This window comes from Psychrosphaera sp. F3M07 (assembly GCF_018860345.1).
GTDB classification, from domain to species: Bacteria; Pseudomonadota; Gammaproteobacteria; order Enterobacterales; family Alteromonadaceae; genus Psychrosphaera; species Psychrosphaera aquimarina.
The window spans coordinates 16,551-30,494 of sequence record NZ_JAHKPJ010000003.1 but is presented as its reverse complement, the minus strand read 5'-3'; the positions used below and the strand labels follow the sequence as shown (position 1 = coordinate 30,494).

General features: G+C 37.8%; 13 protein-coding genes and 1 pseudogene. 10 read left to right on the top strand and 4 right to left on the bottom strand.

Translation table 11 applies throughout. The features are described 5' to 3' along the window. Positions 1-200, bottom strand: a pseudogene (locus KO505_RS01200) (hypothetical protein); the annotation flags it as partial. 228 nt (positions 201-428) lie between these two features. On the opposite strand from KO505_RS01200, the gene KO505_RS01195 reads away from it, so the two are divergent. Beyond that, entirely contained in the window at positions 429-935 is a 507-nt protein-coding gene (locus KO505_RS01195) for a diguanylate cyclase (RefSeq protein WP_216053613.1), read from the top strand. Positions 936-1,023: 88 nt separating this feature from the next. Here KO505_RS01195 and tyrS read toward each other — a convergent pair whose 3' ends face one another. The 3 genes from tyrS to dgt all read right to left on the bottom strand — a co-directional run bounded on the left by tyrS (position 1,024) and on the right by dgt (position 5,422). After that, the gene (tyrS, locus tag KO505_RS01190; RefSeq protein WP_216053612.1) at positions 1,024-2,223 is read right to left on the bottom strand and encodes a tyrosine--tRNA ligase; all 1,200 of its coding nucleotides are present in this window, start codon (positions 2,221-2,223) and stop codon (positions 1,024-1,026) included. A 109-nt stretch (positions 2,224-2,332) separates the two neighbouring features. Continuing rightward, on the bottom strand, positions 2,333-3,853 hold the full coding sequence (locus tag KO505_RS01185; protein WP_216053611.1) for a S10 family peptidase: 1,521 nt from the start codon (positions 3,851-3,853) through the stop codon (positions 2,333-2,335). 120 nt (positions 3,854-3,973) lie between these two features. Beyond that, a complete protein-coding gene (gene dgt, locus KO505_RS01180; RefSeq protein ID WP_216053610.1) occupies positions 3,974-5,422 on the bottom strand; it encodes a dGTPase in 1,449 nt (482 codons plus the stop codon). A 123-nt stretch (positions 5,423-5,545) separates the two neighbouring features. Between dgt and KO505_RS01175 the strand changes: the two genes are divergently transcribed. The 9 genes from KO505_RS01175 (at position 5,546) to arsJ (ending at position 13,929) form a co-directional block, all read left to right on the top strand. Beyond that, positions 5,546-6,148, top strand: a complete 603-nt coding sequence (locus KO505_RS01175; protein ID WP_216053609.1) for a YigZ family protein — start codon at positions 5,546-5,548, stop codon at positions 6,146-6,148. Between the two features lie 117 nt (positions 6,149-6,265). Next, the gene (locus KO505_RS01170; protein ID WP_216053608.1) at positions 6,266-7,270 is read left to right on the top strand and encodes a hypothetical protein; all 1,005 of its coding nucleotides are present in this window, start codon (positions 6,266-6,268) and stop codon (positions 7,268-7,270) included. Between the two features lie 80 nt (positions 7,271-7,350). Beyond that, positions 7,351-8,172, top strand: a complete 822-nt coding sequence (locus tag KO505_RS01165; RefSeq protein WP_216053607.1) for an ion transporter — start codon at positions 7,351-7,353, stop codon at positions 8,170-8,172. Positions 8,173-8,306: 134 nt separating this feature from the next. Continuing rightward, positions 8,307-9,008, top strand: coding sequence for a PilZ domain-containing protein (locus tag KO505_RS01160; RefSeq protein WP_216053606.1), 702 nt, complete (start codon positions 8,307-8,309; stop codon positions 9,006-9,008). Between the two features lie 141 nt (positions 9,009-9,149). Next, a complete protein-coding gene (locus KO505_RS01155; protein WP_216053605.1) occupies positions 9,150-9,980 on the top strand; it encodes a metalloregulator ArsR/SmtB family transcription factor in 831 nt (276 codons plus the stop codon). Between the two features lie 37 nt (positions 9,981-10,017). Beyond that, positions 10,018-11,058 (top strand): ACR3 family arsenite efflux transporter, encoded by a 1,041-nt coding sequence (gene arsB / locus KO505_RS01150; protein WP_216053604.1) that lies wholly within the window; start codon positions 10,018-10,020, stop codon positions 11,056-11,058. Beyond that, entirely contained in the window at positions 11,051-11,566 is a 516-nt protein-coding gene (locus tag KO505_RS01145) for a tyrosine-protein phosphatase (protein ID WP_252731581.1), read from the top strand. Before arsB ends, KO505_RS01145 begins: the two co-directional genes overlap by 8 nt. A gap of 21 nt (positions 11,567-11,587) precedes the next feature. Further along, positions 11,588-12,622 carry an ArsJ-associated glyceraldehyde-3-phosphate dehydrogenase gene (locus KO505_RS01140; protein WP_216053603.1) on the top strand — a complete coding sequence of 345 codons (1,035 nt, stop codon included), beginning with the start codon at positions 11,588-11,590 and terminating at the stop codon, positions 12,620-12,622. A gap of 71 nt (positions 12,623-12,693) precedes the next feature. Continuing rightward, the gene (gene arsJ / locus KO505_RS01135) at positions 12,694-13,929 is read left to right on the top strand and encodes an organoarsenical effux MFS transporter ArsJ (RefSeq protein ID WP_216053667.1); all 1,236 of its coding nucleotides are present in this window, start codon (positions 12,694-12,696) and stop codon (positions 13,927-13,929) included. Positions 13,930-13,944 lie beyond the last annotated feature (15 nt).

Below are 13,944 nucleotides of genomic sequence, written 5' to 3'. Positions count from 1 at the left end.
TCGCCACACTTAGCTTCTTTATTCGCTTTTTTATCAGCGCCGCATTTGCCTTCGCCACACTTGCCTTCAGAGGCACTTGTTTCATAACCTGATGCTAACTCTTGATATTGGAACTCAGCAGCTTGTACACTTGAAATTGATGCAACACCGATTGCTGCTATACCCATTGCTGTTAATGTTGTTTTTTTAAATGTATTCATAATATTCTTTTACCCTTGCGTTATTAAGTGTATTTATTTGATGTTTTATTAGACCTTAGTCATTGAAAATAAATTTCAACTCTACTAACAATTGTTAAGATCGATAGTCCTTATCACAATTGTAAAATGCCTGCTTACTATTAAAATACTGAGCTAACTAGCTCTACTATAGTCAAATTTCTGAAACTATGTCTATACTTTAAATAATTCAACCACAGGAATTCACTTATGATTTTTGATAGATTTAGTACGTCATTTAGAGATAGCCTGTCAGGCTTATACAGCGAAGCCTATTTTGCGGAAGTATTTCAACGAGAATGGCACCGGATGTTAAGAGAAAATGATTCGTTATCTATCTTAATAGTTCACCCCCATTTGAATATTGATAATCCAAATGATCAACTGTCATTCAAACTAATATCAGAAGCAATTGAGGCTTCAACAAAACGCTCCACAGATATTGTGTGTCGTTTTCAATCAAACGAAATAGCCGTTGGTTTATTTAACTTAAATGAAGAAGGCACCGAAACCATAGTCAATCGTATCATTCAATCAATTGAGCCACAGCTATCCGAATTAGTTTCAAACATTGATTTATCCATTGGAGCCATTAATGTTTTACCCACCAATCAAATACAAATAAATGACATTTTTGAGCGCACCGAACAATTGGCTAATATGGCTGAATTAAAGGGTAAGAACAACTATCAATTAGAACATTTCCAAGTCCATTGATCTTCGTTATTTAACTAAAATACACGCATTAAAAAAGCCGATAACATTGACTGATATCGGCTTTATTATGAAACACGTTTAACCTGTTTTAAACAAGTTTGATTTTACCAAATTTACGCTTACCTACTTGATAAATATCTTCACTACCAAGTTCGATAACTAATTTAGTGTCTTCTATTTTATCTTTACCATTTAACTTAACCGCACCTTGTTTAATCATACGATTAGCTTCAGAAGTACTCGCGACTAAACCTGCTTCTTTTAACAAGTTAGTTAATGGCATTGGTTCACCAGAGTTAATGGTGAATTCTGGAATTTCATCTGGCAATGCATTTTTTTGGAAACGTTTGATAAAGTCTTGGTGCGCCGCCTCTGCATCATCATTTGAATGGAAACGAGCAATCAATTCTTTGGCCAGAGCAATTTTAGCATCTCTTGGGTTCGCACCCGCATCTGTCTGAGCTTTTAGTTCGGCAATTTCACCTAATGGACGGAAGCTTAGTAACTCATAATAACGCCACATTAAGTCATCAGAAATCGACATCACTTTACCAAACATATCATTTGGAGCATCAGTAATACCTATGTAGTTATTAAGAGATTTAGACATTTTTTGAACGCCATCTAACCCTTCTAAAAGCGGCATCATCAGTACTGTTTGTTGACGTTGACCTTCTTCTTTTTGTAATTCACGTCCCATCAACAAATTGAAACGTTGGTCCGTGCCACCAAGCTCAACATCAGCTTTAAGTGCAACGGAGTCCCAACCTTGAACTAACGGGTATAAGAATTCGTGAATCGCAATTGGCTGTCCACCAGCATAACGTTTTTTAAAGTCATCACGTTCAAGCATACGAGCAACGGTTTGACGAGCAGCAAGTTTAATCATATCTGCAGCACTGAATTGATCAAACCAAGTTGAATTAAAAGCTACTGTGGTTTTAGCTGGGTCTAATATTTTAAATACTTGCTCTTTATAGGTCTCAGCGTTTCTAAGTACATCTTCTTTTGATAATGGCTTACGAGTTACATTTTTACCGGTTGGATCACCAATTAAACCAGTAAAGTCACCAATCAAAAAGATAACTTCATGACCCAAATCTTGGAACGTCTTTAATTTATTAATTAAAACAGTATGACCCAAGTGAAGATCTGGCGCTGTTGGATCAAATCCCGCTTTAATTTTAAGAGGTTTGCCCTCTTTTAATTTTGCGATTAAGTCATCTTCTGGCAAGATCTGGTCTGAACCACGTTTTATTTCTGCAATGATTTGATTAATGTCTGTCATCTTCTACTACTAAAGGCGCTTGGCCAAAAAAATTGATATGGATAATCCCAGAAGTTTACTGGATATTAGCCAATAAAGTAACCTAACGAGAGCAAAAAGCTAAATAAAATCAGTTCATTTTACTTTCATATTTAGCAGGTTCATTTTCACGCGGTAGCGACTTTAAGATGAATTCACGTAAGTCTTGATTCGACTTTTGTAAATCTTCGTATCGTAAATACATCATATGACCACTTCGATACCCCTTAAATGACAAACGATCTTTCATGATAGAACTTCTATCTAACTGCCACATTGTGTATTTTGCGTCGAAATAATTGGTTGCCCCATCGTAATAACCTGCCTGGATCATCACGTTAAGATAAGGATTTTGAGCCATCGCTTGGCGTAAGTTTTCACCAGTATAATTACCCGTTCTATCCCAAGGGTGTACAGGACCAAACATGTTGTATTTTAAATCTGTTTTATAATTTAACTCTTCAGCTAAATAATAGTTAATCGCAGGCGTGAAACTGTGTAACCAAGAGGTTAACTCGGCATTATAATCTGGACGTGAGCCCGTGGCTTTTTCATCAATACCTAAATAACGAGAATCCAAGCGACCAACAGTTTGGTTACGACTTCTTAATAATTCTTTCCAAAAGTATGATGTATCGATATCCAAATTGCTTCGTAAGACTTCATCCACAGATAAGCCAGAGTAATATGCTACTTTCTTCGCTATTTTTTGTTTCTCATCATCCGAAATAAATCCACCTCTTGCTAACGCTGGGATATATTCATTGATGGTAAAGGTTTCAACTTCTGGTAACAGTTGAGCTAAATCTTTTTGCTGTAAATCGTTCGATAATGCTTTGTGATACCAAGCCGTAGCTGCAAAATAAGGCAAACGGTTGGCTTGTTTCACGATGCCATCTCGTTTAATGCCTAAATCAGTAGGAGACACTAAAATAACCCCATTGATATACATCCACTGGCTGTTTTGTAACTCCAATGCAAGTCCTGACACTCGACTGGTTCCATAACTTTCGCCAATCAAAAACTTAGGTGAACGCCAGCGGTTATTACGACTTACAAAACTATTTACCCACTCTGCTAAATATTTAACGTCAGCATTAACGCCAAAAAACATTTTTTTCTGTTTATCTTTTGAAGGTAATTTACCTTCTTTATCTTTAAGAACTCTGGAGTAACCTGTGTTAACTGGATTCACATAAACAATATCAGCCACATCTAAAATTGAGAACTCATTAGTTTTCACGCCATATGGCTGCAGTGGATAACCTTCTGAATCAACATTCAAAACTCTAGGACCTGTATAAGCAACATGCATCCAAACCGATGCAGAACCCGGCCCACCATTAAATGAAATAACAAGCGGACGTGTGCTGTTGTCTTTAACATCAGTACGTTGATAATAGGTATAAAATAAACTGGCTGTGGCGTTCCCTTCCGCATCCCACACAGGTTGAGTCCCCGTTGTAGCGCTGTAACTAACCTTCTTACCTTTTACTTTAATACTATGTTTAGTAACGACAGTATCATCTACGTTAATAACTCGTTCATTTTCTGCGTTAACCATAGGTGAGGCAAGCAGCAATAAACCAAGAATAGTAATTATCTTTTTCATTCGTTTTTCCGTCGTTTAAAACATTACAAAGCATTAATTTATAACGAATATTTAACCAGTACGAGTTAATACGTTGGGTGCCATTATTCTTACGTTAAATGGCATAAAGCCAATGACGTGTTAACCCACATATAGATTTTGGTATTCCTCTAACGCATATTGATCTGTCATACCACTGATATTGTCTTGGATTAAACGACAACGATAATAGAACTCATGCAATTTAAAGTCAGGTTTATCCGCCAGCGGTAACAACGCTTGTTGATATGCTTTTAAATGTTTTTTAGGCAAACGTTTAAACAGTCTTGCCTCAATCAAACCGCCTCCTTTTTCACCTGACACCATATTTTGAAATTGCTCGGTGCGCATCAATAATAAAGGTTCATAGGTATCTAATAGCCCCGTAATAATTCGATAACCTTGTAACTCTTTGGTTTCGACTTCATTGGTACTAAAAATATATTTAATGGCGACTTCTTTAAACGTACTGATCATCTGGTGAAACAAACTATCGTCTTCCAATAACGCACGATTTAAATCACCGTCATACACGTGTTGGATATTATCGATAAAACTTGAAGCGGCATGTTCCACCAAAGGGTGAATAAGTTGTACTCGTAACCAAACAAAAAACTCATGCGTTTTATTAATCGGCTCTTTTTCTGCTCTTGCTAAGGCATAATCAACCGCTTGATGGAAACTTTTACCTTTTAAAAAGGCAGGATCTGACTCTTCATTACTTAATCGCGTAAACGTCGACTTTAATAATTCAGCCAAATGTTTACAGTTTAATAAGCCTTTCTCTACACCATCTTCAATATCAGCCAAACAGTAACTTATGTCGTCCGCGGCTTCCATTAAATATGCCAGCGGAAAACGGTGTCCTGGTTTTACCTCAAGGTGATCACATAACAAAGTAATGTCGTCTAATTCGGAATAATAAAACCCTACTTTTTTCTTAAGATAAGACAGTGGTTTGTCTTTTTCTGGACGCATATCCAGTCCACACCTTGTGTACTTTAAAATACTGGCGGCTTGTGAGTAGGTCAGGTTTAATTTTAATAAATTAAAAATAATACGAAAGGCTTGTGCATTACCTTCAAAACTTTTTAGCTCTTGTTTAATTTGTAAAGACAACATCTTGTTGTCGGCCTGACTAAAAAGTACATGTTTATCTAGATGATTATTAAACCAATGATTGATTGCCGCTTCACCAAAATGGCCAAATGGCGGATTGCCAATGTCATGCATCAAACAGGACATTTCTACCAAACTTTCAATTTCACGCTCTAACGTATCTAAGCCATATTGTTTAGCATCTGCGCCTAACTTTTTAAATATGGTACGAACAATATGACGGCCAGTTTGTTGGACTTCTAATGAATGTGTTAAGCGACTTCGCACCGCAGAGTTTCGCTCTAATGGGAATACTTGAGTCTTTTGTTGTAAACGTCTAATGGCGGCTGATTGAATAATACGACCACGATCACTTTCAAATTGATCTGAAATATTGGCGTTTGGATTGTTGTTGTATCGACGAGTGGCGTTTATTTTTTTAGAAAAATCCATAGTTCTAGCTGCTATTATTTATCGTAATTGCATACTACCCGCAAACGGTTAAATTAAATAGCGGTTAAAAACCTATTTAAAAACATGCGATAATAAAATTATTAACCATCACTAGACTCTACTATGACCCGTTTCACCTTAGACAAAGTTTGTAAAAATACCTTAGAGATCAAAAAGAGTCAGTTCATCACTTGGCTGATCCCATTAGAGGACAAACAAGCGGTTAAAGAATCCATTCAACTAGCGAAACAAGAGTATCCCGATGCCAGACATCACTGCTGGGCATACATCATGGGCGCAAATCCAAATTCTATGACCGCAGCCATGTCAGATGACGGTGAACCTTCAGGTACAGCAGGTAAACCTATGCTCAATGTATTACAACATAAACCAGTGGATAATGTTTTGGCCATCGTCATTCGCTATTTTGGTGGCGTAAAATTAGGTGCAGGTGGACTGGTTAGAGCTTATTCTCAAGCTGTAGAACAATGTTTTGCGTTAGCAGAATTAGTGCCTGTGATACCAAAATATACTTTAACGATTAAAGTCCCCTTTGCCGATGAACAGTGGTTAAGGCATCACACCGACAAAAATAACGGTGAGGTATTAACCACTCTCTACTCTGATTTAGTCACCGTACAAGTAAGTATTCCTCAAGGTAATTACAACGTCCTCAGAGCGTCCTTAGAAAGCCGAAACATAGATTTTAATCGGGAAGATAAATAAAGTTATCTCCCTTTTACTATCTTCTTGATTTAATTTAGATTCTAAAATAATTTTTTGAAAAGTGATCTTTACTTCTCCGGTCTCGTATTAAGATTATTGGAATTAGACGGTTAATTTATGAAGTACGTTAATTTATTACCAGGTGAAATTGCTTTAGACAATACACCTTCTTACAAAATAAGTTCTGACCAACAATGCATACCTCAACATTACTTGAGTTATCAACATGATCTTGCCAGTGTAGAAAAGTTGATCATTGATATCGAATACAGTCAACAATTTCCATTATTTGTATCGGAAGATAAAGGCGGTATTTATCTACAAGTTGGTGTCATCGGACAAGACAATTATCAAACCAAAGACGAACAGCCAAAAACTAAAATTGTTTATGGTCGTAAATGGCGCGTAGAACCTCAATTACCTACATCTGAAATTATACAAACCGCTTTATTGGCAATAAAAACCGCCAGAGAGCACGAGATCCGAGAACTGTTTAAGCTTTCAATCCAATCTAAAACCACCACGCCTTTTAATAACCACCATGACTTACCTTTGTTAAGCCAAAATAAAGACTATTTAATTGAGCAACATCAACAACATTCGTGGAGTGAGTTACAGCAATGTTTGGATAATATTGGTTATGACAACGCAAGTTTTTTTATTAACGATATACAACAAAGACCGTCTGCCAGTTATATAGTAGAGCTCGAAATATTACCAAGCAAAGACACTAAACTGCCTGAGTTATTCGCAGAAAAGTACATAACATTAATATTAAAAACCAAGAATAAAAATGAGTTACTTTTTGAATTAATGTCGCAACTAATTCTTTTAAGTAATCGACACGTAGAAGAGCACTTTAATTACGCTGGTGTCGCTCGCTTTAGTCGCAAATTAGAAGTGGAGCGCATTGCTGAACTGTCTATTAACACAAGACAGTTACACAAAGAAAATGCACCCGAAGAGTTTACCCATAAATGGAAAATTGCCAATTACGAAACGGACTTAACTCGAGTACCAGAAATTAAGTCATTAGCGTTAGCCAACAAAATCAAAAACTGTTTGGCACACTTCCAACCGCTAGAAGGCGTGTTACCAAAATTGAATCTAACCGATAATTAAATCTATACGACCAAACGTTTGCTTGTAACACGTTTAAAGGTAAAATAGCGCTTTATAAATCTGTATTCAATTTCGGTAATATGAACCTATCTAACGCTACCAACCTGTTTGTTAAAATTCGCAGCAACAAGTTATTCGAACTATTTGTTATCTCCGTTATCATTGCGTCTGCCCTTTTGGTGGGCGTTAAAACCTATGATGTGTCATCAACGATGCACACTATCACCAATTATCTCGACATTTTTATAACCACATTCTTTATTTGCGAAATCACCATACGTTGGTTAGCTGAGCCTAAAAAACTCGATTTTTTTAAAGACTTTTGGAACGTATTCGACACCATTATCGTTATAGTCAGTCTGATCCCTATTGAGAACGGCGACATGGCACTTATTGCTCGTTTGGTTCGAGTTTTCAGAGTGTTAAGAATGATCTCTTTTATTCCTGAGCTCCGAATTTTATTAACCTCATTAATCAAAGCCATGCCACAACTTGGTTACGTAATGCTATTAATGTTTATTATCTTTTATATATATGCCGCCATAGGCAGTACTTTATTTGAAGATATTAATCCTGAGCTTTGGGGCGATATTACAATTTCATTGTTAACGCTTTTCAGAGTTATGACCTTTGAAGATTGGACCGACGTTATGTACGAAACCATGACGGTTTATCCGTTAAGCTGGATCTTTTACTTAACCTTCATTTTCTTCACTGCGTTTGCCTTCTTAAATATGGTGATTGGCATAGTGGTCAATGTGATGGAAGAGGAACATGCAAAAGTCCGTGAAGAGCATCAAAAAGAGCTGCAAGATGAAGTTACCGCAGAACAAGACGAAAAGCTTAACAACATATTAGCTGAGATTAAAAAGTTACAGCAACAAGTGGCAAAACAAAATTAACAATTTTCACTCATGTTTTGACAAATGTAATTGACTAAAAAGATTGTGGCTTGTATATAAAGGATTCAGTAAAAAAGGACTGTTTATCTGAATGTTAGATAAACACAGCAGTAATGGACTACAAGGAAGCTTTAATGGCGTCACTTTCTTATCAAGTTAACGAACAAGATCGTATTGCACTCATTCATACCTTTAAACATTTTCATCCCGGAGCCAAAGTCGATCTGCAATTTAATGCAGAAAACCCATTTAGGGTTCGAGGAAAATTAATTGGCTTTGATGAAGGCCGTTACATTATCTTGTCACTTTCCCCACATATCATCCGTGATTACACCGATGTCATCAAAGAAGGCAATGGCTGTGTCATTCGTACTTTAGTAGAAGGCGAAGCTGGAAAATGTGTTGCGTTTAGAAGTACCGTTAGTTTAATCACGCCCCGTCCTAAAGGTTTGTTATTCATACAATTCCCAAAATCAGTGGAAAGCATCAGCTTGCGCAAAGAAAGTCGTATGGTGACACAGTTACCCGTTGTTATCGTACACCGTGATGACACCAGTGAAGAAGCGTTATTTGATGCTAAAACAGAATTAACCGGACACATCAGAGATATATCTCGTGGTGGTTGTCGCGTCTCGGTTCAATGGGGGGAAGGCCAAGGTAAAATACAAAACGTGCCTATTTACTTAAAAGTAAATAACGTTGGCCAAGAAGAATCTATTATTGTTAAAGCCGTGATTAAAAATCAGCAACGTGAAGATCCTATTTCTGTATCGTTGGGGATGATGTTTGAAACAAATAATAAGTTAAACGATCTAATCACAGAGCTTGGTCTTTAATTCCCCACTTTAACCACTGTTATTTTCCTATCTACTTTGTTATCTAATAAATAAAGATATGTGTAATTTTATGCACAAAACACTTTACATACGAAATAACGAATATACAATATTTCATATATTAATATTCGTGAACCAAAAATGACTCAGATCAACAAAAAACAAAGTGTTCTTTTTCTATGTACCGGTAATTCAGCACGTTCTCAAATGGCAGAAGCGTTATTAAAGCATAAAGCCGGAGAATTATTTGACGTATTCAGTGCAGGTACTCAACCTGACGCTATCGATACTCGAACCATTGACGCCTTAAATAAGTTTGGGTTAGATACAAATAATTTAGTTTCTAAACATATAGATACCTTTGACGGCCAAGTTTTTGATTACGTCATCACATTATGTAATAAGGCAAGCAATGAATGCCGAAGTTATCCTAATGCCATTAAGCAGTTAGCATGGGATTTCCCAGATCCTAAAACACGTGCGGGGAGTAATTCGTTTTCCGTCACATTAAACGAACTAAACAATCGTTTATCTATGTTTCTCTTGGTGGAAGAAAATAGAGGCAGTGTTGCAAATTCTAGCTCTAATGCTTTACCTGATGAATTAAATAACTCACTTGAAAACTTTGACCCTATCTCTTTTTATAAAAGTCTAACGGATGACATTCGTCTGAAAACACTGATGTTAACTCACTACCACGGCGAACTTTGTGTATGCGAATTAATGGAAGCCATAGCCGTGGATAGTCAGCCTAAAGTGTCACGTAATTTAGCCGTACTGAAAAAAGCCAATGTGATCACCGACAGAAAACATGGTCAGTGGGTGTTTTATCGTATTAACCCAGAACTGCCCTTATGGGCTAAATCCGTAATTGCAGAAACGACTGAGAATAATATTCCATTGATCAATGAAGAATTGCAACGTTTAGCCAATATGCAAAACAGGCCTAATCGTGCAGGTTTTTGTAAATAGCAACTGTCTATGGAAATAACTAATAATCGGAGTATACATGGGAATTTTTGAACGTTACTTATCGCTTTGGGTGGCTTTAAGCATAGTCCTTGGGGTGACGTTAGGTTTGTGGCAACCTGATGTTTTTCAGGTTATTGCTAACCTTGAAATTGCACATGTGAATATTGTTGTCGCTCTTTTTATCTGGGTAATGATTTATCCCATGATGGTGCAAATTGATTTTTCAGCAATTAAGGATGTTGGTAAAAATCCCAAAGGGTTAGTACTCACCATTATCATAAATTGGTTAATTAAACCTTTTACAATGGCGGGCTTAGGCTGGCTGTTTTTTAACTTTGTGTTTGCTGACTTAGTTGATCCGGCTTCGGCGCAAGAATACATCGCAGGAATGATATTGCTTGGTGTTGCACCATGTACGGCCATGGTGTTTGTTTGGTCGCAATTAACTAAAGGCGACCCCAATTACACTTTAGTACAAGTATCGGTCAATGATGTGATCATGATATTTGCATTTGCGCCCATTTCGGCATTTTTACTTGGTGTCAGTGATATTCAAGTGCCATGGGAAACTTTATTAATCTCTGTTGCACTGTATGTTTTGTTACCGTTAGTGGCCGGAGTTTTCACTCGTAAAATACTAAATAACGATCAAGGCTCTGGCACTAGTGAACACACAGTCACTCAATTACTTTCAAGTTTAAAACCTTGGTCTATGGTCGGCTTGTTAGCTACGGTCGTATTATTATTTGGTTTCCAAGCTAATACCATCATAACTGAGCCAGAAACTATCGGCTTAATTGCTATTCCTTTGATGATACAGACTTACGGTATTTTCTTAATCGCCTACTTAGCGGCTAAATGGATGAAACTCCCTCATAACATCGCTGCGCCAGCGTGTTTAATAGGTACTTCAAACTTCTTTGAATTGGCGGTTGCTGTCGCTATTTCATTATTTGGCTTGCACTCAGGTGCCGCACTAGCAACCGTTGTGGGTGTGCTCGTTGAAGTGCCTGTTATGTTATCTCTCGTTTATATCATTAATCACACACAACACTGGTTTGGGTCATCAAATGCATAAGAAAGTAACCTCAAATATACAATCACATCCTTATGATGAGTTGCTCCTTGAAAATGGAGCAAAGCTAATCTTTACGCCCTGCCCTGGCACAAAAACAGAATCATTAACAGAGTCATTAACTACCCTAAAAAAAGCGGGCACAACTATGTTATTGACCTTAATGTTTGATCAAGAAATGGATAAACATCAGGTTCTTACTTTGCCAGCAGAATGCAAACAACAAGGCATAGACTGGATTCAACTGCCCATATTGGATGATGCCGCCCCTAACTATGCATTTGAGTCTCAGTGGCAAATTCATAAAACCAATATCCTCAATGTTCTTAATAACCAAGGCGTTATTGCCGTTCATTGTAAAGGTGGTTCCGGCCGAACAGGCTTAGTCATAGGACTTATATTATTAGCGCTTGGTTGGCCTAAAGAAAAGGTAATGAATGCAGTTCAGGCAATACGCCCTAAAGCACTCATCAATCCACAACAACTCGATTACTTTAACTCGTATTTATAATTTTTATATATAGGCAAACTTATGACAATCAAAATAGGTATTAACGGCTTTGGCCGTATGGGTCGTTTATCAATGCGTGCAGCGTATGACTGGGACGACATTGAAATTGTACAGATTAATGATCCTGCAGGGGACGCAGCAACGCTTGCGCACTTAATGACATTTGATTCGGTACACGGTAAATGGCATCACGACGTTAATGCAGAAAACGCGGAAGGCTCAAGCAGCAATAACATGATTATTAATGGTCATTCTATTCCTTGTACTCAAAACAAAACTATCGCTGAGACTGACTGGTCACAATGTGATGTTGTAATTGAAGCCTCCGGCAAAATGAAAAGCAAAGCCCTGTTACAAGCTTATTTAGACCAAGGCGTTAAACGTGTCGTGGTAACAGCTCCGGTAAAAGAAGACGGCGTATTAAATATCGTTATGGGCGTAAATGACAATCTATATAACAAAGCGCAACACCCAATTGTTACCGCTGCGTCATGTACTACCAACTGTTTAGCGCCAGTGGTCAAAGTGATCCACGAAAACTTAGGCATTAAACACGGTTCAATGACCACCATACATGACATCACTAATACCCAAACAATTATTGATGCGCCGCACAAAGACTTACGCCGAGCGCGTTCTTGTGGCACCAGTTTAATTCCGACCACCACAGGCTCAGCAACCGCCATTACTCATATATTTCCTGAGCTTGCTGGCAAATTAAATGGTCACGCTATCCGCGTACCGTTAACCAACGCGTCTATCACTGATTGTGTCTTTGAATTAGAACGTAATACCACAATTGAAGAAGTAAATACCTTGTTACAACAAGCATCACAAGGTGAGCTAAAAGACATATTAGGTTATGAAGAGCGCCCGTTGGTATCAATCGATTATAAAACCGATCCACGTTCAGGCATTATCGACGCGTTATCCACTATGGTGATCAATGACACTCAGTTAAAACTGTATGTTTGGTATGACAATGAATGGGGTTATGCAAACCGTACTGCTGAGCTTGCCCGTATGGTTGGTCGTTCTGATAAAGCGCAAAACTAAAACTAATGTTGAGCAAATAGCAATCTTTCTCATTTGTTAATACACAAATGCAATGATAACTAAGGGTTATGATGGGACTTTTATCTGTTACCAAATTATCAACTGAGATCAAACAGTACTTGATCATCACAGGTAATTATTGGGCATTTACTTTAACTGACGGCGCGTTACGTATGTTAGTGGTGTTGTATTTCCACCAGCTAGGATACGACCCACTCAGTATCGCCATGTTGTTTTTGTTTTATGAAATATTTGGCGTTATTACCAACTTAGTAGGCGGTTGGTTAGGCGCTAAATTTGGTTTAAACAAAACCATGAACATAGGGTTAGCTTTGCAAATACTGGCGTTAGCTATGTTAACAGTGGATGCCACTTGGTTAACCGTTATTTACGTTATGGCTGCGCAGGCGTTATCAGGTATAGCCAAAGACTTAAATAAAATGAGTGCCAAAAGCTCCATTAAATTACTGGTCCCTAGTGATCAAAACGACAAGTTATACAAATGGGTCGCTTTGCTGACAGGTTCTAAAAACGCCCTAAAAGGCATCGGCTTTTTCCTAGGCGGTATGTTATTAAGCTTGTTTGAATTCCGTGGCGCCATACTCATTATGTTAATCATGCTGACACTGGTTTGGCTGTTTAGCATAGTTATGCTCAAACAAGACCTAGGAAAAGCTAAGTACAAACCTAAGTTCAAAGACCTGTTATCCAAAAGCAAACCAATTAATATTTTATCCGCTGCCAGATTATTCTTATTTGGCGCTCGTGATGTTTGGTTTGTGGTTGCCCTTCCCGTTTATTTGGCCGTGACCTTTAATTGGGATCATTGGTGGGTAGGTGGGTTTATGGCAAGCTGGGTTATTGGTTACGGCATAGTGCAGTCGTTTGCTCCGGCCCTTACCAACAGCAGTAAAAATACCACACAAAATCAAGCACCAAGTGGCCAAGCGGCTTTTGTTTGGGCATCAATACTTGCGTTACTGCCAGCATTAATCGCCCTCGCCCTACATTTTGATTTCCATATTCAGACGACACTTATTGTTGGCTTAATGTTATTTGGTTTTGTTTTTGCGATTAACTCGTCTTTACATAGTTACTTAATAGTCAGTTTTGCAGATAAAGACGGGGTATCGCTGGATGTTGGTTTTTATTATATGGCCAATGCCATGGGGCGATTATTAGGTACCGTTCTGTCTGGCTGGGTTTATCAAGTTTATGGCTTGGAAGCCTGTTTGTGGATATCTTGCGGCTTTATAAGTTTAGCGGCGTTATTGTCAATGGGATTGCCGAAGCAAGAACAGCAGTAAGCTGTAAGCTGTAAG

Coding starts and splice junctions, on each gene's coding strand:
- KO505_RS01195 (WP_216053613.1), top strand. CDS start 429: ATGATTTTTGATAGATTTAGTACGTCATTTAGAGATAGCCTGTCAGGC.
- tyrS (WP_216053612.1), bottom strand. CDS start 2,223: ATGACAGACATTAATCAAATCATTGCAGAAATAAAACGTGGTTCAGAC.
- KO505_RS01185 (WP_216053611.1), bottom strand. CDS start 3,853: ATGAAAAAGATAATTACTATTCTTGGTTTATTGCTGCTTGCCTCACCT.
- dgt (WP_216053610.1), bottom strand. CDS start 5,422: ATGGATTTTTCTAAAAAAATAAACGCCACTCGTCGATACAACAACAAT.
- KO505_RS01175 (WP_216053609.1), top strand. CDS start 5,546: ATGACCCGTTTCACCTTAGACAAAGTTTGTAAAAATACCTTAGAGATC.
- KO505_RS01170 (WP_216053608.1), top strand. CDS start 6,266: ATGAAGTACGTTAATTTATTACCAGGTGAAATTGCTTTAGACAATACA.
- KO505_RS01165 (WP_216053607.1), top strand. CDS start 7,351: ATGAACCTATCTAACGCTACCAACCTGTTTGTTAAAATTCGCAGCAAC.
- KO505_RS01160 (WP_216053606.1), top strand. CDS start 8,307: ATGGCGTCACTTTCTTATCAAGTTAACGAACAAGATCGTATTGCACTC.
- KO505_RS01155 (WP_216053605.1), top strand. CDS start 9,150: ATGACTCAGATCAACAAAAAACAAAGTGTTCTTTTTCTATGTACCGGT.
- arsB (WP_216053604.1), top strand. CDS start 10,018: ATGGGAATTTTTGAACGTTACTTATCGCTTTGGGTGGCTTTAAGCATA.
- KO505_RS01145 (WP_252731581.1), top strand. CDS start 11,051: ATGCATAAGAAAGTAACCTCAAATATACAATCACATCCTTATGATGAG.
- KO505_RS01140 (WP_216053603.1), top strand. CDS start 11,588: ATGACAATCAAAATAGGTATTAACGGCTTTGGCCGTATGGGTCGTTTA.
- arsJ (WP_216053667.1), top strand. CDS start 12,694: ATGGGACTTTTATCTGTTACCAAATTATCAACTGAGATCAAACAGTAC.